The sequence below is a fragment of the Paenibacillus sp. MBLB1832 genome, assembly GCF_032271945.1.
GTDB classification, from domain to species: Bacteria; Bacillota; Bacilli; order Paenibacillales; family NBRC-103111; genus Paenibacillus_E; species Paenibacillus_E roseopurpureus.
Map to the genome: position 1 here is coordinate 800,823 of NZ_CP130319.1, position 25,553 is coordinate 826,375.

General features: G+C 44.2%; 19 protein-coding genes. 14 read left to right on the forward strand and 5 right to left on the reverse strand.

The genetic code is table 11. The annotated features are described in order from the left end of the window. Positions 1–38: 38 nt before the first annotated feature. The 5 genes from istB to MJB10_RS03740 form a co-directional block, all read right to left on the reverse strand. On the reverse strand, positions 39–797 hold the full coding sequence (gene istB / locus MJB10_RS03720) for an IS21-like element helper ATPase IstB (protein ID WP_314801591.1): 759 nt from the start codon (positions 795–797) through the stop codon (positions 39–41). Further along, a complete protein-coding gene (gene istA / locus MJB10_RS03725; protein ID WP_314801589.1) occupies positions 797–2,080 on the reverse strand; it encodes an IS21 family transposase in 1,284 nt (427 codons plus the stop codon). The genes istB and istA overlap by 1 nt, the downstream gene beginning before the upstream one ends. A 553-nt stretch (positions 2,081–2,633) precedes the next feature. Then, a complete protein-coding gene (locus MJB10_RS03730) occupies positions 2,634–3,302 on the reverse strand; it encodes a carboxylesterase family protein (protein ID WP_314801851.1) in 669 nt (222 codons plus the stop codon). A gap of 15 nt (positions 3,303–3,317) precedes the next feature. Beyond that, a complete protein-coding gene (locus tag MJB10_RS03735) occupies positions 3,318–4,478 on the reverse strand; it encodes a mandelate racemase/muconate lactonizing enzyme family protein (RefSeq protein WP_314801853.1) in 1,161 nt (386 codons plus the stop codon). An 18-nt stretch (positions 4,479–4,496) separates the two neighbouring features. Next, positions 4,497–5,363, reverse strand: coding sequence for a phytanoyl-CoA dioxygenase family protein (locus tag MJB10_RS03740; RefSeq protein WP_314801855.1), 867 nt, complete (start codon positions 5,361–5,363; stop codon positions 4,497–4,499). Positions 5,364–5,521: 158 nt separating this feature from the next. On the opposite strand from MJB10_RS03740, the gene MJB10_RS03745 reads away from it, so the two are divergent. From MJB10_RS03745 to MJB10_RS03805, 14 genes are all read left to right on the forward strand, one after another. After that, positions 5,522–6,586 carry a LacI family DNA-binding transcriptional regulator gene (locus MJB10_RS03745; protein WP_314801857.1) on the forward strand — a complete coding sequence of 355 codons (1,065 nt, stop codon included), beginning with the start codon at positions 5,522–5,524 and terminating at the stop codon, positions 6,584–6,586. A 2-nt stretch (positions 6,587–6,588) separates the two neighbouring features. Further along, entirely contained in the window at positions 6,589–7,647 is a 1,059-nt protein-coding gene (locus MJB10_RS03750; protein ID WP_314801859.1) for a response regulator, read from the forward strand. Between the two features lie 8 nt (positions 7,648–7,655). Continuing rightward, a complete protein-coding gene (locus MJB10_RS03755) occupies positions 7,656–9,497 on the forward strand; it encodes a sensor histidine kinase (protein ID WP_314801861.1) in 1,842 nt (613 codons plus the stop codon). A gap of 112 nt (positions 9,498–9,609) precedes the next feature. Next, the gene (locus MJB10_RS03760; protein ID WP_397386568.1) at positions 9,610–10,566 is read left to right on the forward strand and encodes an ABC transporter permease; all 957 of its coding nucleotides are present in this window, start codon (positions 9,610–9,612) and stop codon (positions 10,564–10,566) included. Between the two features lie 20 nt (positions 10,567–10,586). Continuing rightward, positions 10,587–11,459 (forward strand): carbohydrate ABC transporter permease, encoded by an 873-nt coding sequence (locus tag MJB10_RS03765; protein WP_314801863.1) that lies wholly within the window; start codon positions 10,587–10,589, stop codon positions 11,457–11,459. A gap of 135 nt (positions 11,460–11,594) precedes the next feature. Beyond that, on the forward strand, positions 11,595–13,172 hold the full coding sequence (locus MJB10_RS03770) for a type 2 periplasmic-binding domain-containing protein (RefSeq protein WP_314801865.1): 1,578 nt from the start codon (positions 11,595–11,597) through the stop codon (positions 13,170–13,172). A 226-nt stretch (positions 13,173–13,398) separates the two neighbouring features. After that, a complete protein-coding gene (locus MJB10_RS26650; protein WP_397386611.1) occupies positions 13,399–13,674 on the forward strand; it encodes a hypothetical protein in 276 nt (91 codons plus the stop codon). Between the two features lie 181 nt (positions 13,675–13,855). Continuing rightward, entirely contained in the window at positions 13,856–16,195 is a 2,340-nt protein-coding gene (locus tag MJB10_RS03775) for a helix-turn-helix domain-containing protein (protein WP_314801866.1), read from the forward strand. A gap of 175 nt (positions 16,196–16,370) precedes the next feature. Continuing rightward, entirely contained in the window at positions 16,371–17,330 is a 960-nt protein-coding gene (locus tag MJB10_RS03780) for an ABC transporter permease (protein ID WP_314801868.1), read from the forward strand. Positions 17,331–17,342: 12 nt separating this feature from the next. Beyond that, a complete protein-coding gene (locus tag MJB10_RS03785; RefSeq protein WP_314801870.1) occupies positions 17,343–18,215 on the forward strand; it encodes a carbohydrate ABC transporter permease in 873 nt (290 codons plus the stop codon). A gap of 65 nt (positions 18,216–18,280) precedes the next feature. Then, positions 18,281–19,849, forward strand: a complete 1,569-nt coding sequence (locus MJB10_RS03790; RefSeq protein ID WP_314801871.1) for an extracellular solute-binding protein — start codon at positions 18,281–18,283, stop codon at positions 19,847–19,849. Positions 19,850–20,110: 261 nt separating this feature from the next. Next, positions 20,111–21,643, forward strand: a complete 1,533-nt coding sequence (locus MJB10_RS03795; protein ID WP_314801873.1) for a hypothetical protein — start codon at positions 20,111–20,113, stop codon at positions 21,641–21,643. Then, a complete protein-coding gene (locus MJB10_RS03800) occupies positions 21,640–22,686 on the forward strand; it encodes a glycoside hydrolase family 88/105 protein (protein ID WP_314801875.1) in 1,047 nt (348 codons plus the stop codon). The genes MJB10_RS03795 and MJB10_RS03800 overlap by 4 nt, the downstream gene beginning before the upstream one ends. Positions 22,687–22,772: 86 nt before the next feature. Further along, complete coding sequence (locus tag MJB10_RS03805) at positions 22,773–25,523, forward strand: discoidin domain-containing protein (protein WP_314801877.1); 2,751 nt, start codon at positions 22,773–22,775, stop codon at positions 25,521–25,523. The last annotated feature ends 30 nt before the right edge of the window (positions 25,524–25,553 follow it).

Sequence of the window (25,553 nt, forward strand, 5' to 3'; positions counted from 1 at the left end):
TAGAATGTACACTTTCGCTTGTTTAAGCATGTACAGAATTACTCTTCGTTTTGAGCGAGATGGTTCTTCAACCGGTAGGATTCGCCTACAATAGTGACGACAGTAGCGTGATGCAAAATTCGATCAAGAATAGCATTAGCGAGTTTTGGTTCACGGAACACTTCATCCCATGCTCTGAAGTTCACGTTAGTCGTAAAAATCGTGCTCCGCTTTTCATATCGCATATCAATCAATTGAAAGAATAGTTTTGCATCCTCTGGCTCAATTGGTAAATAGCCAATTTCATCAATGAGCAATAGCTTGTAACTCGTGTAATGCTTTAATCTGGCCTCTAAGCGATTCTCTAACTTGGCACGTTTCAAGTTCTGGATTAAATCGTGACACTTGATGAAATACGTACTCGTACGCTTCTTGGCAGCTGTGATGCCAATCGAGGTCGCTAGGTGTGTTTTACCGACCCCACTTGGGCCCAAGAACACAATGTTCTCGTTGCCCTCAATGAATCGAAGTGTTGCAAAATCCAGTATCTGTTGTTTGTTCACGGATGGCTGAAATGCGAAGTCGAAATCATCTAGTTCCTTACGGTGAGGGAAGGCACCTACCTTGACCATCGCATGAATCATGTTTTGTTCACGTACATCAATCTCATAATTACTGAGTTTGACCAGCGTATCTAAAAATGACAGTTGGTTATGAATGCTGAAGTCAATCACTTCATTTAAGTGTGTGACCATTTGTTTCAACTTGAGATACTCCAAATTGCGAACAAGCTGCTGGTATGCGGTAGTCTGGAGCATTATTTATAAGCACCGCCGATCGCTTGTAGGTTCTTCTTTGCTAAGTCATCGATGTTTGGATAGCTAGGCACTGACCGCTTCAGGTTGTCTCTGTAGTGTTCTTCTGTGTAATTCAGCTTCGCTTGACTAATAGGATGGTGTGTAAGGAGTTTTGTGTTACAATAGACGTACAAGTGATTGTCATAGACATGTAACCCTACTTTCATTCCTTGATACCCAGCTGGAACTGAGTATTGATTGGATTTGTAGGAGATCATGTTTGATGAATTGACTTTTACATGTGTATAACGAATGCGATAGGAATCTCTTATGCTCTCCGCCGGAAGTGGACGTAAGAGGTTCTTTTCCTTTTCTAGAGCCAGAATAGGTACTTTCCCTGTGCCCTGGTGGAAGGACTGATTGATTCGATTGCAGAGCTTTTGTACGTACTGATGCAACTCTTCCAGACTGAGTTGTCCTTGGTAGGCATGAATTTCGTCAAGCAGTTTCATCTGGGCTTCTACCTTTCCTTTCGTTCGTGGTCTGCCTGCGATGCAGGGGCGTACAGTAAATCCGAAGTCACCAGCAAATTGAGCGAATTTTGCGTTGACCTTGCCTGCGCCATACTCTGTTCTCGCTTCATCCATCACGGTCTTCATATTGTCGGTGAGGATCTCTTTAGGCACACCACCGAAAGCTTCAAAGGCCTCGGTTAGAAATGAGAGTAAGATGCTCTGCGACTTCGATACACTGAGGTGGAAGGCCCGAAACCGTGAATGGGATAACAGTAACACGGCTACATTTACTTCTACTTTTTCACCTTCCTTCGTTTCGTACGAAATACTTTCCTTCCAGTCGAGCTGCGCTTGCTTACCAGGAGCTGTCTCAAATCTTACCGCTGATTGCGGAGATGGAAGACGCTGACCACTACCGAAGTAAGCTTCAAATTCAGGTTTTCGTGTGATGTAAGCCCGAAAGGCGGATTGTGAGCAGTCTAACCCATGATTGTCAGTTAAGTATTGCCACAGCACTCGCTTGTAGTAAAATACCTGCTTGGATTCGACAGACAAAAGTGCCGCGATAACCGAGTAGTATTCATCGATCTTTGAACCCTTCTCTCTTGCAGTCTTACGTGTAAAGCCCTCGATGTACTTACGAATTGTTCTACGATCTACTCCCATTTCTCTAGCTAATTTGCTCATATTAATTTTCATATTTAGATTCTCCATTAGTGATTTTAACTTCGGTAAATCCACTAAGCTTCGAATCTCTACGTTAGTCTGAATATTCATCTGCATGTACATACAAATCCCTCCGGGACAAGTATGTAGGATGGTGTCGAAACTGTACATCTTTATTCAAGCGGAAGTGAACATTGTTAGATTAGCATTTGTATCTTTGAAGTTCAAAACAGTTTGTCAGAAGTACTTCAAAACTTATTTGTAATTGAGGTTTTCAAGCTAAAACACCACTTCAAAACTTAATTTGTAAATCGATTTTATAAGAACAGCCAGCAGACCCTTATGTTTGCTGGCTACTTGCACTTCAAAACGTATTTGTCACCCAACAGTATGTATATCGGTTGACAAATAAAGTTCTAAAGTAACAAATATCATATAAATAGTAATAAAGAGGACTTTAATTCCAAATAACTGGGAATCAAAGTCCTCTTTCTTTAATTACTTCTGTACTATTGGAAAAACTGCTAGCTTTTCCTTTTCAGTGGCCTCGCTTTTGCTACTTAGCTCTTTTGGTGCGGATGTGCCCAGATCTGTTGTGGGGTTCCCTTCAATTCCTTTGAGTTTCAATGTGTATCAGGGATTAAAGCATGGAAAATATGTCATTGCTTTAATAAATTTATAATTGACGCCGTTGCTCTAGTAACCATTCCCACAACTCATTAGATCGATAAACGGTTTCACCGATATCATGGCCTAGCCCTTCCAAACGAGTAAAAAGAGAAGGAGAACCAACGCCTTGCAAAGCATCTGCCATCTCTTGTCCACGAGCGAGAGGCAAGACCTCATCCTGATCACCGTGAAAAGCCCAGATGGGCAATTCCTGCAGCCTTGGCGCCAGATTCGGAATGCCGAAAGCGCAGAGGGGGACAATGGCTGCCAGTCTGTCCCCGTAATCATAAGCAAGCTCATAGACGCCACGGCCGCCCATACTGATCCCTGTCGCATAAATGCGAGAGGGATCGATGTTTAGTGCTGGAATGAGCTCGTCGAGAAGCTCGGCAAGGATATCTGACTGCCAGCCACTTCGCGAACCCGGACATTGAGGGCAGACTAAGACAAATGGAAAAGGCAGACCTGTTTCCACAAGTGTTTGGGGCAAAACGGATTGCTCAACCTGCTGCAAATCCTCACCCTTGGAACCAGCGCCGTGCAGATATAGAAGCAACGGCAACCTGGCTCCAGAGTTAGTTGCACAGGTTGGCTGGAAGACAAGATATTGTAATCTACGCTCACGTTGTGAAGTGGATGACCACACGTTAGGCTCCAGTTTTATCATTTTACACATGCAGTCAGCTCCTATCTAAGTAACAGCAAACTTATGAAGCGTTTCTTCAACAAGGCTGCAGCCAAGTCCAGGCCCGTCTGGCACCTGCAGGAAACCCTCATTAAACGCAATCGCCGGCTCTACTAAGGTTTCACGAAGTGGATTGAGAAATCGGTTGTATTCCATGATCAGTCCGCTACGAAGTGTACTCATCATATGCAAGGAAGCGGACATCATAATGCCAGCTCCTACTCCATGAAGCGCGGTTTGTACGCCATGCGGTTCAATAGCGGATTGAATCCGCTGTAAGCCTGTTATACCTCCACAGCGAGTAATATTCGGATTAATAATGTCTACGGCCCCTTTCTCAGCCACCAAGCGGAAGCTTTGGACCGAGAAATCATTCTCACCTGTGCTCACGGGGATATGAATGGCCTTTCGAATTTGAGCAAGCTCATCTACATGATCAGGAGGCAGGGGTTCTTCGAACCAGAAAATGTTATATTGCTCGACTTCCCGCGCAAATTCAATCGTCTGCTGTACGGTGTAAGCACAGTTGAAATCGATCAGAATTCGAATATCTTTGCCTAAAGCTTCGCGAATCGCCCCGATATAGGCCGCATCTTTCTCAATGGTTCGACCAGCCTTCACCTTCACAGCTTTAAAACCTAGATCTGTAAACTCACGGGCGTTATCGATAGTGTCCTGCGTATTGTCACTGAAACGAATTGGACTCGCATAACATTCAATCTCATCACGGAGCTTGCCACCTGCCATGTGATGCAAAGGTTGATCCAGACGCTTGCCTTGCAGATCCCAAAGGGCAATATCAATGCCGCTAATCGCATCCATCATGAAGCCTCTCGTATGGCCAAGGGATTCTGCGGATGTAATCAGCATTTCCCAGATCTGACCAATCTCTCGCGGATCACGTCCGATCAGTAAAGGACGAAATATATGATTCACGATGGTAGCCGTTACATCAGATAGCGGAAGCCCCCAGCACTCGCCAATGCCAACCGTACTATCACTGGCGGTAATATAGACAATTGTAGAAAATTGCCCAAGGCGTGGAACAGTTTGAAAATGAGCGGCAGGTCGAAGCAGTGAGGCGGGGACGTTCTCAAGACCGCCAAATAAGTGCTCCCATTTTGCCGCAAGCGGTATCGCCCGTACATCTACAATGTGAAGCTGCATGGTGAAGTCCTCCTAGCTTTATTTACGAAGCTGACCTAAGCCTGGTTCTTCGGTAATGCGATGCTGTGGTTGCGGATATGTGTCACGGTCGCCTTTAGGTCGACGCAGGAAATATTTCTCCCACGTGTTATCAGCAGCTTGCTCGAACAGCGGGTCGTAGAGCGTATCGTCGCCAAGTGTATTCGCAGAAAAGCCTGTGGAGAAGGAGGTGAACAACGTTCTGCGCGTATAGGGAAGTTCATTAAAAGAGCCATGGTTCATATCATGTGTAAAAATAAGAGCAGAACCTTTCTTCATCGGAACTTGAATTTGAAATGCTTTCTGCTCTTCATCACTCGGAAGCGGGAAGTTGGATTTGTGACTGCCTGGGATTACCGTTAGCGCAGCACCGTCCAGTGGGATATCGCAAAGCGCATAGCACACAGTAACGAGATTACAGTGAATTTGATAGTTGTTACATAAATAAGCATCAACTGGCGTGTAGGGAGTGTGATTGGAATGGAAGCCAATGCCGCCGCCTTGTGCTTTGAAGTCCAACCAAGTGGATTTTATTTTAGGATATTTAATAAAGTTGGCAACTTTGGCAAGCACCTTCGGACTCATTGCCGCTGCTAGGAAGGCAGGATCTTCAAAGATGATATTGTTTCGGCGATAATTCTTAGCATTTGGTTTCTCATCTCCAGAAGGAATGCCACTCACCGTCATCCCAATTTCCGCTTCGATTTCATCAACCTTCCGGGTCAAAGCTTCTAGTACGTCAGGATCGATCGCATCCTCAACCACCAAATAGCCATTCAAATCAAATGCATATAGCTCCCTAAGTTCAATATCTTTCTCTAGATGTTCATTCACAGCAGGCATGTAATTCTTCATCGTTACGTTCATTTGTACACCGCTCCCTTGTGGTAGGTTTGTGTAAAATTCCACTTTACTAATGCGCATTAATAGCTTACGATTTAACTATATCGCCTTCCGAAAATAAAGAACATGTCAAAATTTTAGGGCTGTGGCATTTTTTTTAGAATCCAGAAAGGGGAAGTTATATGAGAAAAAAACAGCCAACCCAAGCGGATGTGGCGAAGTTAGCTGGCGTCTCGCAGAGCACGGTATCCATCATTTTAAATCCGCAAGGGAAAGACCATCTCCTCATCAGTGATGAAACGCGTGAACGAGTTCAAGCGGCTATTCAGGAGCTCAGCTACGTGATTAACCCTGCTGCTCGAACGCTTGCTGGTGGGCAGAATCGGTTGATAGGTGTATGTATTAACGGCTCGGCATTTCCACTTGATCAGCATGGATTCTACCATCCTTATCTGGTTGGTATCGAAGAAGCCTGCATTGGACACGATTACGATATGCTCCTATTTACACGCTCAGATGGAGGGGAAGGTGCCAGGAGCATTTATCGCAATGGCTTGAATCATCTACGCATCGCGGATGGCTCAATCTTACTAGGGCTTGAGAATAAGGAAGAGTTAGCACGACTTATGAAGGAAGAGTATCCTTTTGTATTTATTGGGAAAAGGGAGGTGCCAGAGGGAGCCATTTCGTATGTGGCAGCGGATTATTATACGGGTACGAAGGCTGTGCTTATGAAGATGTTAGGAATGGGGCATCGTCAAACAGCGTTCTTCTATCGCTTGTATAATGATGCAACTAAGGATCGTGAACGAGGCTATCTGGCAGCTCTGGCGAATCGCACGGATCCAGGACTTTTGCACGTGAAGAGACAGTTGACGGATAAAGAGATCACGCCAGCATATTGCCGCGAGGTGCTGGATGCAGGAGTGACCGCAATCCTTGTTGAGGAGCCAGTAATGGCTCATGCTTTTATTGAGGCAGCGCGTCTAATCGGAAGAACCAGCCCAGCAGATTTCAGTATAGTCGCGTTGAGTGATAACGATTTGGCTTACTTACCTCCTGCTATTTTGCACGAACTAGTGATGTTGAAGATTCCGAAGCTTGCGATGGGAGCTGCTGCTGTCCAGATCTTGGATCAAATGATCGCTCAGCGACATAAGCCCCAAGAGCCAGTACAAATTACGATACCTGTTACCTTCTCAGAAGGATCTACCATTGGGCCTCATTTTGTAAGGAGGGAGATTTGAAGATGAAGCCTCTATATGATGTCATGGTCGTTGATGATGAACCTATCATTCGTAAAGGACTGCTGAAGCTCTTAGAAGCAAGTGGTCGTGCTATAAGCTGCATACGACTAGCGGATAGTGGGCAGGAAGCGTTGCGTATGATAGGGGAACACATGCCTGATTTTCTTCTAACTGATATTCGTATGGCAGATATGAATGGACTTGAACTAAGCAGGACGATTCAAGAACGCGGATATCCCATACAAGTCGTCGTTATTTCGGGTTTTGGCGAGTTTCACTATGCGCAGAAATGTGTATCATATGGAGTAAAAGAATATTTGCTCAAGCCAATCAATCAGACGGAACTCGAAAAAGTATTAGATAAGCTCATTGAGAGCAAAAGTGAGGAAATTGCCAAGCCTGTATTTTCAATTCGAACTTGTGAGTCGTTAACGGAGCAAATATCGGAAGGCATATGGTTCCTGGATGAAGCTAGCTTGGATCAAGCGCTTGATGAATGGCGCCAATACCTCGAAAGTCTTCAATTAAGTACTGATCAAAATCAGCAATTGCTGCAGGATAGTCTTCAAATGATTCATAAATTTCTTGCCGCCAAGGATGTATACGTTTTTTCGGCACAAGTTCCGCTAACCTTCACAGAGAATAAAGGCGGAGATCCCGAGAATTCCTTTCAGTTATTCGAAGTCAAGATTCGTAAGATGTATACTGATTTGCAATACAAACGTAAAGGCAAATTAATCGATCCAATCACAGCGGCCAAATTGTATATTGATACCCATTTAACAAATGAGGTTTCTCTGGAAGAAGTGGCGCAGCATTTGGGTCTTAATCCATCGTATTTTAGCCAATTGTTCAAGCAAAGTACGCAAGAAACTTTTGTCCACTATCGCATGAAGAAGCGAATGGAGAAGGCGAAAAGCTTATTAGAAATCCCACATTACCGCATGAGCGACATTGCTGAAGAGGTGGGATATATCGATTACTCTCATTTTGCCAAATCATTTAAGAAGCTGTATCAACTATCACCATCCGAATATCGTGCCAAGCTGGGGATTGAGTAATGTATACGATGCGGCGATTGTCACTTTCCTTTCGACTCCTGCTTTATTTTGTCATTGTGATTGTCGTATCTCTCTCGGTCATCGGCTTCTTCTCTTATTCAACAGCGTCTCGTATACTTGATGCGCAGCAGGAGAAGCAGCTGAGTCAAATTATTACGAGCACGGCACATCAGACAGAGTTGTATATGCAATCCTATGAGCGGGCAAGTAATGTACTAATTTCACAGGATGAAGTCAAACGCTTTGTTGATATTCAACCGACGAATAGCTATGAGTACGTGCTTTATGCGGATTTAGTGAAAACGAATGCGATACGGACAACCTTTTTACACTATCCACATATGAATTCGATCTACATCATCGGGGCCAATGGACGGTATGTATTGGATAACAACTATGTAACTGGCGAATTCGAGATTGCGGAGCCAGGTAAATTGTATGAGAAACTCATGTCCAGCATCCAAGATCCCACGAGGTTAACGATACTGCATACGTCTATTAAGCCAGATAAGACAGGCTTAGTCGTCACGTTAGTTCGACCTTTTAGGGGGTATTCAACGTACGATTTCAACGGTTTGATTGCAATGGAAGTCAATGTCAATGAACTCTCTACACTTTGGGAAAAAGTGGATATTGGGGATGAGGGCTACTTCTTTATTGTCGATGGAGATGGTAACCTCATTTATCATCCTGATAAGAGTTTGATGGGCAAACCGCTGGCACAACCTGTTGCTGAAGATATTATAGCAGCGGATGAGGGCTCAATTCGGTTAGGTGATTCTAAGGATGAACGCCTATATGTGTGGCGAAGCTCTGCCTATTCGGGTTGGAAATTGGTTGTATCGCTGCCCGTAAATGAACTGCGTAAACCGATAATGGCAATTCGTTCCGTTATCATCCCTGTCGGTGCGCTTACTCTAATTGTTGGGTTATGGATGGCCTATCAATTCTCCCAATCGATTCATCGTCCAGTGCAAATTCTAAAGCAAGGCATGAGGCAGACCGAACGAGGAGTCTGGAAGCACATTCCAGTAGGGGATCGATTGGATGAATTAGGACTGTTGACAAAGAGCTATAACTTAATGGTCACTCGTTTATCCGAGATGATTGAAAAGGTATATCATGCGGAGCTCGAACAGCAGAAAGCTGAATTGGCTTTCCGTACGCAGCAGCTTGAACGGCAGCGGGCCGAATTCCAAGCGCTTCAGCTGCAGATCAATCCGCATTTTCTTTATAACACATTAGAAACGATCAATTGTTACGCAATCATTCAGGACTCTGATGAAATCCGTGAAATTGTGGGTAGCATGGCGTACATGCTGCGCTATGCCTCTCAGACAAATCTCAAAGAAATTACCGTAGTGAATGAACTGAACCATATTCGAAATTATATGATCATTTTAAAGCACCGATTGGATCGTGAATTTGAGATTGATGTTGCTATTCCACCGAGCTTATTACTGGAGAAAATGGTATGCTTTACACTACAACCATTGATCGAAAATGTATTTGAGCATGGATTTCGTAAGAAAATTGCCAAGCATCACTTCATTCGCATCAATGCGATGCTCGATGAGGATGATTTTATCGTAACAGTTGAGGACAATGGATTAGGAATGTCAATGGAGAACCTGGAAGAACTGAGAGTACGATTGCGTGCGAATAAGTTAGCCTTTGATCAAGGACCTGAATCTTTTGGCGAAGGCGGTACAGGAATACTGAATGTACATCGCCGTATTCAAATGGTTTTCGGGAAATCTTACGGTCTTGTGATTACAAGTACAGAAGGTGAAGGTACGACGATTACGATGAAGCTGCCGAAAGAGAATCGGGATAAATACTTCATATAGGAACTAGTTAAACGACCTAAAAAAAAACCATGAAGTCCAAAAAGACTTCATGGTTTCTTTGTGTACGCCAAGGTAGTATGAGAGTAGATCAACTAGAAGAAGGAGGGGGATCATGGCTCTCACAGGAACACAGTCCCAAACGATGACGAAAGCGAATACGAAGGAAGTATCCATCTTGCGCTACATCTGGAAAATGAGAACCTTATATTGGATGTCGGTGCCAGGCATCTTGTATTTCTTAGTTTTCAAGTATATTCCCTTAGGAGGGTCCGTTATAGCCTTCCAGGATTACAACATTTTCAAAGGCTTCTGGGGCAGTGAATGGGTCGGATTAGATAATTATGTAAAAATGGTTCAGTACGATGAGTTTCTCCCAATTCTCAAGAATACCTTGATGATCGCCGGGTTTGATCTGCTCTTTGCCTTTCCGGCTCCGATTATCATCGCGTTGCTGCTCAATGAGGTTCGCAGCATGATGTATAAGCGAGTTCTCCAAACGGTCGTTTACATGCCACATTTCTTATCTTGGGTTATCATCAGCGGTATTGCACTTGCGCTGCTCAGTCAAGAACATGGACTTATTAATCATGGGCTGGCCGCTTTAGGACTTGATCGCCTATTTTTCCTTGGGGAAGAGCAGTATGTGAAAGGTGTCATCGTGGGCGCGGGTTTATGGCGTGATACGGGATGGGGAACGATTATTTATCTGGCGGCGATTACAGGGATTAATCCTGATTTATACGAGGCTGCTGAAATGGATGGGGCGAATCGTTGGCGGCAAACGACGGCGATTACACTCCCTGCACTTCTGCCTACCATCACAATCCTTTTTTTGATGCAAATTGGTCATTTTTTGGATTTCGGCTTCGAGCGAGTCTTTGTCTTCCTTAATTCCTTAAACCAAGCGAGCGGGGACACGCTGGATACGTATATTTATCGGGTAGGCTTGCTGCAGCAGCAATATAGCTATACGACAGCAATTGGCTTGTTCAAGTCCCTCGTAGGTCTTATTTTGCTGTTGCTTGGAAATACACTGAGTAAAAAAGCGACAGGTGAAGGGTTATTCTAGTTCGTTCAGGAGGACGTAGCATGAGAACTACAAGTATGTCTCGTAAAATTTTTCTGGTCTGCAATGGACTCTTAATGGGTGCGATTGCTCTGATTGCTTTTATGCCTCTGCTGAATGTGTTCGCGCAGTCATTGAGCAGCGCCAAGGCGATTGAAGGCGGCCATGTTTTCTTTTGGCCCGTGCAGTTTACCATGATCAGTTATGACTATGTAATCCATAACCACACCATTTGGCGTGCCTTCGCGATTACGATCTTTTTGGCTGTTTTTGGAACGGCCTTTAACTTGCTTGCGACGTCATCTTTAGCTTATCCTTTGTCTAGGAAAGAGTATAAAGGGGCTACATTCATCCTATTACTCGTTCTGCTCACGATGATTTTCCAAGCTCCGCTCATTCCTAACTACTTGTGGCTGAAGCAATTAGGATTGTTAAATACTCTCTGGGTCTTGGTGCTACCGGGCGCGATTTCGGCGTTTAACTTTTTTGTCACAAGATCATTTTTTCAACAAATTCCACCAGAATTAATTGATAGTGCGCGAATAGACGGTTGTGGAGAACAGCGAATACTTTGGAATATCGTACTGCCTTTATCTAAACCTGTACTGGCTACTATGGGCTTATTCTATGCCGTAGGACATTGGAATTCTTATATGGCAGCTATTTTCTATATTAACAACCGAGCCTTGTACCCCCTGCAGGTCAAGGTGCAGGAAATTATTTCAAATGCAAATATCATGACAGATGCCAGTCTGCTGATTGATATGAACAATATTACGCCAGATGGGATCAAGATGGCCGTCGTCGTTGTGTCATCTTTGCCGATCATTATCATGTATCCGTTTCTGCAGAAATATTTTGTTAAAGGTCTTATGATTGGTTCGATCAAATCTTAGGTACCTAAAAATTTGACAACTATGTCAAAGAAAAACAATGTACGGAGTTGAAAAATCCGAATATAGTTTGGATGCAAGCGCTTCAAAAGGTTCAGAGCATTTATTAGTAAACAAGTGATGAGGGGGATAATGGGTATGGCTAAACGGAAGGCAAGTATTCTCGCTATAGCTGCAACAATGGCATTTGGTTCATTACTAGCCGCATGCTCATCAAGCACGACACAACCAGAAGGTGAAAAGAAAGCAAAGGAGACGAAATCTGCTGAAGCAAAAGGACCTACGGCCTTCTCCATGGTGATGGAAGGGCGCGGTAAATATCTGGAAACGATAACAGATGTCAACAACGACAAATTCGTTAAAAAATTGGCAGAGTTGACCAACACAGCACCTAAGATTGAGCTCATTCTGCAAAAAGATTATGAACAAAAATTGATTCTCAAATTCAGTTCTGGCGACATTCCAGATGTGGTCATGAGCAGCGGTGGAGGGTCTTCCATTTACGGGAAAGAACTCGCAGGGGCTGTTCAATCGAATGTGTTCATGCCGCTTGATGATCTGCTCAAGGAATATGGGCAAAATCTCCTAAAGAAGATTCCAGCTGCAGCTTGGGATCGTGTGAAGTATAAGGGTCAAATCGTCGCGATTCCTGAATTCGTTTCGATCCCGAATACACTCTCCACCTACATCCGGAAAGATTATTTGGACAAAGCGGGATTACAGCCGCCAAAAACGGTGGATGAATATCTAACTATGTTTAGAGCTTTCAAGAAAAATGGTGTGGAGCAGCCATTCCTCGCTTTGGATAAATTTAATTTGTCCGACCAATTCTTTGGCGCTTACGATGTACTTCCTAACCAATTTGAGTTGCAAGGCGATCAGGTTGTACCGAAGTTCTTCAAGGTTGATGCGATGATGAAAGCTCTTCAAACCTACAAAACATTGCTAGACGAAGGTTTGATGAGCAAAGAGTTTCCAACCAATAACGGCAATAACTTAGCGCAAAATGTATACAGTGCAAAGACAGGTATGTATATGCTTGGTGCAAAAGATAAGCTAAACATCGAGAAAAAACTGAAAGCCGCTATTCCAGATGGCAGTATCATTCAAACACTAGCTCCGACTGGACCAGATGGCAAAGGTGGTTCAGCTTTAGGTCAATCGATCAATCGGACATATCTGATTAATAAGAAAGTGTCCAAAGATAAAGCAATTGGCATTATTAAGTTCTTCGACTGGATGCTGACAGATGATGCGGATAAGTTCTTCACTTACGGTATCGAAGGTGACACTTACAAGACTGAAAACGGCAAAGTGAACTATAAGATTGCTGAGACACCAGACGAGATCAATGTGGAGGAATTCCGTCAGAAAGATCTATGGTTTGTCAAAGACAACACATTTACGAAGTCACTTATATTGAATCCGTTGGGTGCACCTGTCATTGATTTTATGAAAAATACGTTGACCAAAGAAGGTCGGGACTCAATCATCTTTGATCCGCAATTAGATTCCTTAGTGAAAAATCCAGATCTAAATGGCGCATTCCCTCCGCTTCTCGTAGGGCATATGGTCAAAATGATTTACAGTCAAGAACCAATTTCAGATTGGCCGAAAGTAATCGAGGAGTACAAGAAAAAGGGTGGCGATCTCGTTATAAAAGAGGCGACGGACCGTTATAACAAAAAAGAAGGTGTGTACTTACCGCGTAAATAAATGGAGTAGATAGGGGCCACTAGCCCCTTACTCACACACCTCCGTACAGTCAGGTCCGCATACTGTGATTCCTAAAAGATACCGAATTCCCAAAAATCGAGCTGCCAGACTTAACGGCCCTTGTTCACTCTGTAGGAGTGATTAAGGGCTTTATTTAGGAGTCTCCCAACAACACACATGTTGGATGACAAATTGGATTTGAAACAGTTACATATACCACATGCACATGATTGGTTTGTCAACGGTCAATACTGTCAGAAATTTTTGGACCAAGTCTGATGTAGGTACTTTTTCTGGGAACTATACCGTTAGTATTCCACCACATGGCGCCGCTTTGTTTAAGGTTATTCCTACAACCATTGAGAATGCAATTGGGACGTTGGAAGTAACTACTACACCAACAAAATCCTCAGTGAGTGCAGGAGGGACAGTAAGAGTTAATACAACGATTAAAAATAATGGGATCATTCCTATTAGATGGTATATACTGTTGGTCGGCTAAGTCATCTCTGCCTTTGCAGAAAAGAGAGTATCCGCGGTAATTGAATCTATCTATTTAATTGAATTTTTCGAGTTTACTGACACTCTTTTTGCTTTTTTATCCCTTTTTTAACTACCATCTATGAAAAGACTTCTTAACTTGTGTATAGTGAAGGTACCTACATAATAAAGGAGTCTTATTCATGTCGACTCAATCCAAAAGAAGTATTTCAATGAAAATAAGTTTTGTGTTTGCTGCAATTTTCTTTCTCATCATATCACTTACGGTTATTCTTTCCTACGTTAGCAGTAAGAGCAGATTGGAGGATGAATTTTCAAATACTACGATTGCTTTACTTAACCAAATTCGTCAGAAGACGGAAATGGTTCTACAGGAAATTGATAAAGAGTCAATTGATATCTCCCAATGGCCGGAATTAACTGCCAACATGGAAGACCAATTTACAAGTGAAGGGGAAAGAATTCTCAATAGTCTGATAATTTCCAATAAAATGCAAGCGCTTATAAGGGCTAATCCCAATATTTCTTCGATTTACATTTATTCTGCAAAAACGGGACGTATTCTGACTGATAAAACAAATGCGAATGTCATGCTGTTCCCAGATCATCAGTGGTTACACGATTACGATGCCATGCAAAGCTATCACCAATGGCTAGGTCCCCGAACGATTACAGAAGTGGATCAAGGAGCTGGAATTCAGCGTAATGTTATAAGTCTGGTACGAGCTTATCCATTACTTTCTGGAACCCGCAAAGGGGCGATTGTGTTAAACATGGATGAGAAAACACTCTATGATTTGATTAAGGAAGCCGATATACATCGACTTGGGAAAACCTATACGATTAATGAGCAAGGTAGTATCATTTCCAATCAAAATAAAGCGCTTGTTACAGTTGGAATTGATGGCATCGAGAATATTGCTTCTGGTCAAATGAACGACGATGCCAGTGTATATCGGGATCATAAAGAAAGACGCAGCATATTTTATGTGAAATCTCCCTATAACGGTTGGCGTTATTTAAGTGTAGTGCCAAACTTACAATCCCCTTCAATATTACTGATGCGGAATGTGTTGATTGGCGTAGCCGTCGTTATGTTCATTTTTGCCACGTTGATTGTGCTAACTGTTAATCGCTACACATTCGGCCCTTTAGACCGACTTTTGAAAGCAATGTCGAGCAGAACAGGTAACGGTACAAGTGAGGATAAAAACAAGCTTCGTCCGCCTTTTGGAGAGTTATCGCGGCTCGAGGGAATGTTTAACAATTTCGTTGTAAGCCATGATCAAATGGAACGACAGGTACGGGAAAGCCTGCCAGGAATGAAATGGAAATTAATTCAAGACATCTTAATGGCTAATCGCATTCATTATCATAAGCTACAACCGCAACTTCAGTCCCTTGGCATTAAGCTGCATGCAGCGAATTACACAGTTATGGTGATTGAGCTCGATCAGCGACACGTTCTCCAGAATCCACGAGACCTTTCTTTATATACGTACGCAATTGAAAATATAGCCGAAGAGTATATGAATGCTGAGCATAAGGGTGTATGTGCTGAACTTGCGAACGGACGCGTTGCTGGGATTATGAGTTACGAGGTTCAGGATGAGGTTGCCAATCAGATTACAACGCTGCAAGTCGCCGATCTTATTCGTAACTCAGTCGAAGAAGCATTGAAAGTAACTGTAACCATTGGCGTAGGCCGCCATTACAATAAAATGGGAGATATTCATCATTCCTACAAAGAAGCACAGGAAGCTTTGGCCTACAAGCTAATTATGGGAAATAATGTGGTGATATCCAACGATGACATAGAAAAGCCGAATGAAATGGAGCTACATCGTTTTTATGGACTAACTAATCATGTCGTTGCAGCACTTGAGCAAGCCGATCAGGCGAAACTGAAACAAACCATTTCTCATCTATTTGAGCAACTGACACAGAAGAATGTGAAGCCCGATATGATTAAACAGTTAACCATTCACCTGGTTATGGGATCATTGAATACGATTACCTCAAAAGGCTATGATATTCTTCAATTTCTTGAGCGCCCTAATTATATATATGAAGATATGCATCTATGCGAAAGTATCGAACAAATTCAAGCTTACCTAGAAGGGTTACTTTCTCAATTAATTAATAAAATAAATGAGCAGCGAGTAGGCCGTGTTAAGAATGAAACGATGGATATGGCCATGGCCTACATTGAACAGAACTATATGAATAGCGAACTCTCCTTAAATATGCTAGCCGATGTATTTAATCTAAGCGTTCCCTATATGAGCCGATTATTTAAAAGTTATACGGAATCCAATTTCATGGATATTCTCATTCGAAAACGAATGGACCGATCGAGGGAGCTTTTGGAGTTTACGAGTAAGAAAATTAATGAGATCGCTGAGGAAGTCGGTTATACAAATACCCACAGCTTTACTCGAATATTTAAGAAATATACAGGTCAAACACCTGGCGAATACCGCGAAGCAGCTGTACTTAAAAAGGCGATGGAGTGCTCTTAATGAGCGCTCCATCGCTTTTTTGTGCCAAAGCAAGAAAAGTCACATAACGCTGACAAAATCTGTGCCTCGAAATCGCAAGCTACGGCGGTTATATCAAGAAATGCACCTTTCTTTCCAGGCATCGGTTCCCCTATGATAAAGCCAGAAACCACACAGAAAGAAAGGGGAAAAGCCCATGGCAAGAGTAAACGAAGTGAAGGTCATGAGCTTGGGAAGAACGAAGAAGCGTACCCAAGTCATCAGAAGTATCTACCGCGATAAATATTTGTTCATGCTGTTGCTGCCGGTCATTGCCTATTATGTCATTTTTAAATATGGCCCGATGCTTGGCGAAGTTATCGCCTTCAAAAACTACCGGATTAGTGACGGCATATGGGGGAGCCAATGGGTCGGACTTGACCAATTTCGCAGATTGTTTAGCAGCAACGATTTCTTTCAAGTACTAAGAAATACGCTGCTACTCAATCTGTACAGCATTGTTTTCGCTTTTCCAGTACCGATCATCCTAGCCTTAATGCTGAATGAAGTACGGAAAGAATGGTACAAAAAGCTCATCCAGAACCTGCTCTACATCCCGCATTTTATATCGTGGGTCGTGCTTGGCGGTATAGTCATAGCCCTGCTCTCACCGAGCACTGGTATTATCAACTATGGGCTTGTACACATCTTAGGCATAGAGCCTGTCTATTTCATGATTAACAAGCTGTGGTGGCCAGTGGCCTTCATTTTATCGGGCATTTGGCAGAGCGCCGGATGGGGGACGATTCTTTACTTGGCGGCGATGGCTGGCATTGATCCACAACTTTATGAAGCAGCAAAAATGGATGGAGCAAGTCGATTACGCCAAGTCTGGAACGTAACCCTGCCGGGTATACGTAGTACCATTGCGATTCTATTGGTACTGCGCATGGGACACGTCATGGACGTTGGATTCGAGCATATCTATGCGCTGCAGAACGATTCCGTTCTTTCAGTTTCAAATGTCATCAGTACGTATGTCTACAATTACGGGGTCAAAACGATGCAGTACAGCTATACAACCGCGCTAGGATTGTTCCAAGGCGTAATTGGGCTCATCTTGGTAGTAAGTGTCAATAAACTTGTAAAACGCATGGGAGAAGATGGCTTATGGTAGGAGGTGACTTCAATGAGAACTAGCGTTACTTCACGATGGTTTCAAACAGGCAACGGGTTGATGTTGGCACTGCTTGCTTTTACAACTGTATTTCCACTACTAAATGTACTCGCTGCTTCACTAAGCAGCTCAAGGGCTATTTCTTCCGGCGAGGTATTCTTATGGCCCGTTGAATTCACACTAGCCGCCTACAAGACATTAATCAATGATGGTCAATTATTTGTTGCCATGAAAAATAGTGTCATCATCCTGCTGATGGGGACAATGCTTAATATGATGGCGACGATCGCAGCTGCCTATCCGCTGTCACGTAAACGACTAACGGCAAGAACGCCGCTCCTTATGATGGTTACGTTTACGATGTTGTTTAGCGGGGGAATCATCCCCAATTTTATTCTGATCAAATCACTTGGTCTTATGAATTCCTATTGGGCGTTGTGGATACCAGGGCTGATCAGCACCTATAACATGTTCGTGATGAAAACGTTTTTTGAAGGGCTTCCGGTAGAAATGGAGGAATCCGCAGCCATCGACGGCGCGAACGACCTCGTTATCTTATGGCAGATTATCCTGCGAGTCTCCATGCCAATCATCGCTTCGCTCGCTTTATTTTATGCGGTAAGTTGGTGGAATTCGTATTTCAATGTTCTAATCTATATCACGCAAAGTGACAAGCTTTCTCTTTCGGTTAAACTGTTGCAAATGATTCAGACAACAAGCACAAATTTGCTCGACGGTTCATCCAATTCAGATATGGAAGTGGTTACTCCGGAAGGCATACGGGCTTCTGCCATTATCATTTCCATTGCTCCCATATTGTGCGTGTATCCATTCCTGCAAAAATATTTTGTCAAAGGCGTTCTGATTGGTTCAGTCAAAGGCTGATATCTGCCGTCCATTTACAAGGACGATGATATATAATCAAACATAATAAGAGGAGGTTTATGGCTATGAAGAAAAAGAAGAGTGTAGTCGCATTGCTTTCAACCGTGGCATTGGTGGCGGTGGTGGCGGGTTGTGGGGAGAAGGATTCCAGTAAAACCACGGCAAGCAGCACACCAGCAGCAAGTACAGCCGTTAAACGCGAAATGAAGGTAAGCGCATCCATCTATGATCGTGGTACCGTAGCGAGTGAAGAAGGAAACTATGAGGAAAACCGGTGGACCAAGTTTATCAATGCAAATTCTGGTGTTACCGTTAAATGGGTGCCGGTTCCTCGCGCGAGCGCAACAGATAAGCTGAATGTACTGTTCGCATCGGGTGATGCTCCTGATCTAGTTAATGAATACGATCGAGGCTACATTGGAAAACTTGTGGATCAGGGCACGATTCAACCGATTGATTCGTATATTGAGAAATACAGTACGTCCTATAAGAAGTATTTAAATGAGCACCCAGAGCTAAAACCCTACCTAACCTTTAACGGGAAAATGTACGCTTTCAGCACTGTTCGTCCCACCGTGGCCAATCAAGCCATGTGGATTCGACAAGATTGGCTCGATAAGCTTAATTTGAAAACACCGACGACTATGGACGAACTCCTTGAAGTGGCGAGAGCTTTCAAAGATAAAGATCCGGACGGCAACGGTAAAGCAGATACGGTACCTATTACGTTTAACGGCAACTATCAATCCATCCTGCGCAGTATGTTTTCAGCTGTAGGGCAGTGGTATTTGGAAGATGGCAAGATGACCATTGGGCAAAATACGGACCGGTTTGGTGACGAGCTTGATTTGCAGAAGAAGCTATGGGAAGAAGGCTTAGTTGATAAAGAGTATTTGACAGACAAAAACTTCACGCGGGAAAGACAATTCTTTGTTACAGGCAAGTCCGGTATTTACTTGGCCGGATATGATATTGCGAATGAATTCCGCGAGTTAAAGGCGAATGACCCCAATGCTAATCCTGTCCCCATGGAGCCGGTTTCAACGAAATATGGTAAATTCGGCCTTTATCAGGAAACGGCGCCTAACTTCTATTCTGTCCTAAATAAAAATGCCAAGGATCCGGAAGCAGCTATTAAATTTATCGACTGGTTAGTAGATAAAGGCTGGTTTACACTCAAGTTTGGTTTGGAAGGCACACATTACAAATTGGTTAACGGCATTCCACAAGTGATTGATGCGGATAAAAACAAAAAAGAATTGTCTTACGCAGCTGAATATCCGTTCTTGCAGCAATGGACAGAAAAGCCTGAGAATTATCCAGTGATGATGGCGCAGGACCCAATTTCGCAAGAATATGCGAAAAAGAAGGGGCAATCCTTACAAATTGCGTTGAAAAATAAATTCCGTCGTGACGTCCCTTATGCACCAAGCTTCCAGGAATTAACGGATATTACAGCTGCAATTGCTAAGCCTGTTTGGGATGATGTCGAGGCTAAAGTTGTTACTGGTGGACCGCAGTTTAATGGAAAATGGGCAGTTGAGACGATACGCAAAGAATGGAAGCGTCTGGGCGGCGACAAGGTCGACCAATTGAGCCAAGAATGGTATGAGAAAAATATTAAAGGGAAATAACACGACTTATTAACGCAATTCCTCGTTCCGTTCTTGCGAATGGGACGGGGATTATTTTAAAAAGAAGTCAGGAGATTTCGATATATGGTAACCAAACGTGAATTGATGAAGCAAGGCTTGGAGGGAAAATCCCATCAGTACAATCCTGAAAATAAAATGCTGCTCACCCCGAATTAGGCGACCTATCATACAAGATTAACGAAGGATGTCCGCAGTCACGTTCATCCGATCCTGGCTGGTAATCGATATGCATTTGAACTGTTGGAGTACGGAAACGAGGACGATGTAAACCGTGCTATTCCCATTCTGGAGACTATCGTCGATTTACAAGATCAGGATCCAAGCCATGCGACCTATGGCATTTGGGCTTACTTTTATGAGGAATCAATCGAGGAAATGGCTATGCCAGATTGGAATATGGCTGATTTCAACGGCAAGCAGCTTGTATTAACGCTGAAAAAGCATATGAAGCGTCTACCTCATCAGACGGTGGATCGTATTAAGCATGCTATTCACTGTGCCTGCGAAGCTATAATTAAGCGGAATGTCGGTCCAGGGTATACAAATATTTGTGTCATGGGAGCTCTCATTACCTTAGCAGGAGGAGAACTTCTCGACAACCGTACCTTTGTTGAATATGGTGTGAAGCGTCTAGAAGCCTTGCTGGAGTTGACGACACGGATGAATGCATATGTAGAGTACAACAGTTCGCACTATGCCATGATTACCGCTGATGAACTGGATACGATCCGAACCATCGTAGATAATGCCGATGCTTTGCGAATAGCCGATGCGCTGTACCATTTTACGTGGAATTCCATCGGTAAGCATTACCATGCTAGGACGGGACAATGGTCTGGTCCACACAGTCGCAGTTATGTCACATTATTACACCCGGATTGCCAAGAATATCATTTTATCGAGCGCGGGACGAAAGAAGCTTATAAAGATGCTGGCTTTACTCGTTGTCCCGAGGATTTGCTTTCATTATTTGTAACGGAAGAGCAGCGATATTTTAAAAGCGAATCTTTGGATGAAGCATATAGTGGCTATCAAAACATCGCGACAACGTACGTGACGGAGGAATTTGCCCTCGGCTCCTTCAGCAACGATTTCATGTGGAATCAACGTCGAAACCTGATTGCCTATGTAGATAATAACGGAAGAGCCGCCTATGTGCAGCTTCGCTTTTTGAACGAGGGTAAAGATTTCTGTTCTGCTGTTTTCGCTGGGGTTCAGGATCATGCGGATGTGCTGTTCGGTTTGAATTTGGCAACCGATAATGGAGCATGGCATCCGAATTTAGATAAAATTGACGGTAAGTTTACCACAGGAGACTTACGTCTGCGTCTGGAAATTGGCGGGTACATCGAGGGTGTTTCATGGTCGATGGAGCAGGATAAGTACGATGTTAGCGTTAGCATCGGTAATCAAATACTCCGTTTGAAGCAACTCGCTGCAGTTAGTGAGTGGGATGAACCCCAATTGCAAATCTCTAAAGAAGATGGTCTCGTCTGTGTAGATTATGTCTTCTACAACGGCGAAAAGCGCTGCTTTAATTTTCATGACTTGGAACAAGCAGCTTGGTCATATCTATGTACCTTGTCGAAGCAGCCGGAATACTTGCAACCTAGAGCGCACATTTCGGGCGATTTTCTGGTGGCTGCAATGACAGCAGTAAATGGCAATGAATTTAGCATATCGCTGAAGCTGAAACCGGATTTAACAGAGAAGTTATTCAAGACGAACATTTCCTCGGCATCAGTGATAAAAAAGGAGAGCAAGCAATCATGACAATTTCGACAAAGGATCGTGTGGAAGAAGCGGCTAAACGTATCTCCACTTATATGAAGAAAGGCGCACCAGGCGATTGGGGCATGGATCTCGAAGTTTGGGACTGGACACCGGGTGTTGGAGTTATCGCGCTGCTGGACTATTATGAGCAGACTAAGCAGCAGGAGCTGTTGGATGATTTAATCGCATGGACAAAGCGGAATCTGCACCAAGCCGAACATGCAAAAGTCATTAATTCGATGGCACCATTTACGATATTTCCGCGGTTATACGAATTGACAGGCGAACAAGTTTACCTGAACTTCAGCATTCGTATCGGCGAATGGATGCTCTATGAGGCTCCCCGCACACGGGAAGATGCATTCGAGCACACTGTAACCGAAGCTGCTAAATTTCCCGAACAAGTATGGGCGGATACTGTTTTTATGGCAGTTCTGTTCCTAGCCAGACTTGGCCGTGTTTCCAGTGACCTTCGATTCAGCGAGGAAGCATTAAAGCAGCTTACGCTGCATATCCAGCTCTTACAGGATGAGAAGACTGGGCTGCTTTTCCATGGCTGGGACTGCGGCGCGGCGAATCATATGTCCGCTGCCCGCTGGGGCAGAGCCAACGCATGGGTAGCTGTAGGTGCGCTAATGATATTTGATGAGCTGGAAGGGCAATTGGACATTCCACATGCGTTAAGGGACCAATATATCACCCTTCTGCATGGTCTGAAAAATGTGCAACACTCGAATGGTCTTTGGTCTGTTGTACTGGATAAACCGGAGTATCGTACAGAAGTGTCTGGCAGCGCAGGTATTGCTGCTGGTTTCAGCAAAGCGGTGAAGCGGGGGTGGGTGGATGCTTCCTTTGCAGCAGCTGCTGATCGTACGTTGCAAGCGGTACTCAACGAGATTGATCAAGAGGGCATGGTTCATGGTGTATCTGGCGGGACACCTGTACTGGCTACTGAGGAAGAATATAATGGCTTCGCTTGTTTTCCAACCTTATACGGCCAAGGATTGGTATTGCTGTTATTAGGCCAGTACATAAGCGCTTAATTTGCAAGGTGTGCAAGAAAGGGGGTGGTATCTAGAATTTCGCGAGAAAGCAGGGATCAAAAATAATAAAACGAGGAGAGATTACATTGAAATTTGCCAAATGGAAGCAAGTTTTTACACGTACCAAAGTCATATCCTTCGTTACAGCATCTATTTTATTAGGGGGGGGGATTCTGACGACAAATCCAGCACATGCTGCTGGAGGTACAGCTTTATCTCGAACGGGATGGACTGCAAGCGCTTCCGTGACGCAAAGCAACGGTTCTGCAGCCAGCGTTGTTTTGGACGGTAATACAACGACGATATGGTCGACAGGAACCGCTTTAACGAGTAGTCAGTGGTTTACCGTAGATATGGGTGCGGCCAAAACGTTTGACCGAATCGTCCTGGATTCTGGTACGTCCTCCAACTACATTCGCGGCTATAGCCTATATGTATCCTCTGACGGAACGAATTGGGGGAACCCTGTTGTAAGTGGCGTGGGCAACGGACAAATGATTGATATTCGCTTTCCGTCTCAGACAAAGCAATTTGTGAAAATTCAATCAACGGAAGGCAATGGTGCAACCTCCAATCCGTGGAAAATCGCAGAGTTGAATGCCTATACAGGATCGACTGAAGCGGAAGTTACTTACAATTTCGCAACCGAGGTAAATCAAGGCTCGCCTTATGTATTTGGAGGAACAGGCAACGATCAGACGGATGCAGGCGTCATAGCTGCACTGAAGGGGAAAGGCTTTAACCTTACGCGTCTCGATGCTCAGATGATTGGCATCGTGCCTAGCAAACTACCGGGTACGACAACGGCTACAACAGTAGCAAATTACAAGGCTGCAATGGCAGATAGTGCAACAGGTGATGTAGCGGATCCAAGTACTTGGAACTGGGAAGACTCCGGGCTCGAAAGCAAATTAAATGCCTACGATAGCGCTGGTTATAAAATAATGCTGGTTTTCGCCTACACCTCCCCTTGGCTTTCTTACAGCGGAGCGAAGACCGGTGTACCTATGGACTTGGACGTGTATCAGGATATCATTACTAAAATCTATCAGCACTTCGCCTCCAAAGTGGATTATTGGGAAGTATGGAACGAGCCCGATAATGACAGCGTATTCTCTTTAAGCGGGTCGCCATATACCGATCGTATCCTTGCTTACAGGGATATGTATTATGCAGCTGCATCTGGTATTCGGTCAGTGAGTGCAACAGCTCCAATTGGCGGACCTGCACTGGCTAGTTCCTACTGGACCGGTTGGGTAGACAGCATGTTTAACGACAGCCGAATTGCGAATGATGTTAATTTTATCAGTTTCCATAACTATGCATTAAATGAGACGGAACCTGTATTGAATTGGAAAACATATCTCGCAAATAAAGGTAAAAGCAGCATCCCGCTATTTATGGACGAGTGGAACGTACAGGGGAAAATCAGTTTAATCACCCCGATGGACAACATGGATGACTCGGCGATCTCTTTCACAGGAAAGAGGTTAATTGATAATTATAAAAATGGCATATTCAGCACCAGCTTATATTCACTCGGAGAGGGGTTGAACTTTGGCTTCTGGTACACGACGTTTGATGGGCAGCTTGCTTCCAAAACGAGAACATGGGATGTCCTGGCCAACCGAATTGGTCTTGGGACCGGTCAAGGCAGTGTTAAACAGACGGTTTCGCAAGTTGGCATTCGTTCAGGCATGGCAGTGACGAATGCGGCCGGCGAGAAAGTTGTGGCCTTCTCCAATCCAGAATCGTTTTCGAGGGATGTCGCAGTTACGATTCAAAATACGGGAATCTCTGGCACGAGCGCCTACTTGGAGATTTATGAAGCTTCCGATTCGTATACGGGTGCTAGTGTCAAACAATACCAGACCGTGAATGTAAGCGGCGGAACCATTTCAACGACTGTAAATGTTCCAGATAATGCAGTGGTGGCTTTTAAGATTAAAACGGGAACTGCACCGGCACAGCCTCCTGCCTATGTCTCTCCGCTTCCTAATGCAGGCCTGCTTGATCGCAGCACTTGGATGGCAAGTGGAGGAACGGGGACCGCAACTGTGAACAGTACAGCCAAGAATGCAATTGACAAGTATTTGGATACCCGTTGGACACCGGGGGTTGCCCAAAGCGCAGGCAATTTTTATCAGATTGATCTTGGGGCAGTTACCACGTTTGACCGACTGGTTATGAAATCCTATGGAACCGGGTACGCGCACGGCTTTTCCGTGTACGTGTCGAACGACGGCAGCAACTGGGGCAGCGCTATAGCAACGGGAGGGTCAAGCAATGTGATCGTGAATGGGAACCAAGCCAATCATGATCTAACCCTTCCTTTGCAGAATGCGCGCTATGTAAAAGTGGTCTTAACAACAGGTTATAGCGGTTGGTGGTCGCTACACGACTTTGAGCTTTACCATAACTTGGCTAAGTCTGCATCGGCCTCTGCATCGAATGCGGCAAGCGGCTTCCCGGCCAGCAATGTCATCGATGGCGACAATTCAACCGCTTGGGTTAGTGTGAATAACGCTCCTACGCCACATTACATTACATTGACATGGCCATCGGGCAAATCATTTAGCAGTCTCGGGCTTATGACGCATAATGCGTTAGGGCAGGGACCGACGAATTGGAACATTGAAGTGTCCGATGATGGCAGTACCAATTGGACCAGTGTTGCTTCATCTGGGACAGTCACTTGGCAGTATAACACTTCGACTCGTGAGCTGCGAACGGTGAGTTTTGCCGCTGTAACGAACAAAAAAGGGGTAAGAGTTAAAATTAATGCTTGGAACAATCAATGGTTGCACGATGCGGTAGATGAACTCATTGTTCGCTAAGTTGTGATTGGTTGTGAGCAAGAGGAGACG

Bases quoted from the DNA above. Each gene is read 5' to 3' on its own strand.
- istB (WP_314801591.1), bottom strand. From the start codon at position 797: ATGCTCCAGACTACCGCATACCAGCAGCTTGTTCGCAATTTGGAGTAT.
- istA (WP_314801589.1), bottom strand. From the start codon at position 2,080: ATGTACATGCAGATGAATATTCAGACTAACGTAGAGATTCGAAGCTTA.
- MJB10_RS03730 (WP_314801851.1), bottom strand. From the start codon at position 3,302: ATGTGTAAAATGATAAAACTGGAGCCTAACGTGTGGTCATCCACTTCA.
- MJB10_RS03735 (WP_314801853.1), bottom strand. From the start codon at position 4,478: ATGCAGCTTCACATTGTAGATGTACGGGCGATACCGCTTGCGGCAAAA.
- MJB10_RS03740 (WP_314801855.1), bottom strand. From the start codon at position 5,363: ATGAACGTAACGATGAAGAATTACATGCCTGCTGTGAATGAACATCTA.
- MJB10_RS03745 (WP_314801857.1), top strand. From the start codon at position 5,522: ATGAGAAAAAAACAGCCAACCCAAGCGGATGTGGCGAAGTTAGCTGGC.
- MJB10_RS03750 (WP_314801859.1), top strand. From the start codon at position 6,589: ATGAAGCCTCTATATGATGTCATGGTCGTTGATGATGAACCTATCATT.
- MJB10_RS03755 (WP_314801861.1), top strand. From the start codon at position 7,656: ATGCGGCGATTGTCACTTTCCTTTCGACTCCTGCTTTATTTTGTCATT.
- MJB10_RS03760 (WP_397386568.1), top strand. From the start codon at position 9,610: ATGGCTCTCACAGGAACACAGTCCCAAACGATGACGAAAGCGAATACG.
- MJB10_RS03765 (WP_314801863.1), top strand. From the start codon at position 10,587: ATGAGAACTACAAGTATGTCTCGTAAAATTTTTCTGGTCTGCAATGGA.
- MJB10_RS03770 (WP_314801865.1), top strand. From the start codon at position 11,595: ATGGCTAAACGGAAGGCAAGTATTCTCGCTATAGCTGCAACAATGGCA.
- MJB10_RS26650 (WP_397386611.1), top strand. From the start codon at position 13,399: ATGATTGGTTTGTCAACGGTCAATACTGTCAGAAATTTTTGGACCAAG.
- MJB10_RS03775 (WP_314801866.1), top strand. From the start codon at position 13,856: ATGTCGACTCAATCCAAAAGAAGTATTTCAATGAAAATAAGTTTTGTG.
- MJB10_RS03780 (WP_314801868.1), top strand. From the start codon at position 16,371: ATGGCAAGAGTAAACGAAGTGAAGGTCATGAGCTTGGGAAGAACGAAG.
- MJB10_RS03785 (WP_314801870.1), top strand. From the start codon at position 17,343: ATGAGAACTAGCGTTACTTCACGATGGTTTCAAACAGGCAACGGGTTG.
- MJB10_RS03790 (WP_314801871.1), top strand. From the start codon at position 18,281: ATGAAGAAAAAGAAGAGTGTAGTCGCATTGCTTTCAACCGTGGCATTG.
- MJB10_RS03800 (WP_314801875.1), top strand. From the start codon at position 21,640: ATGACAATTTCGACAAAGGATCGTGTGGAAGAAGCGGCTAAACGTATC.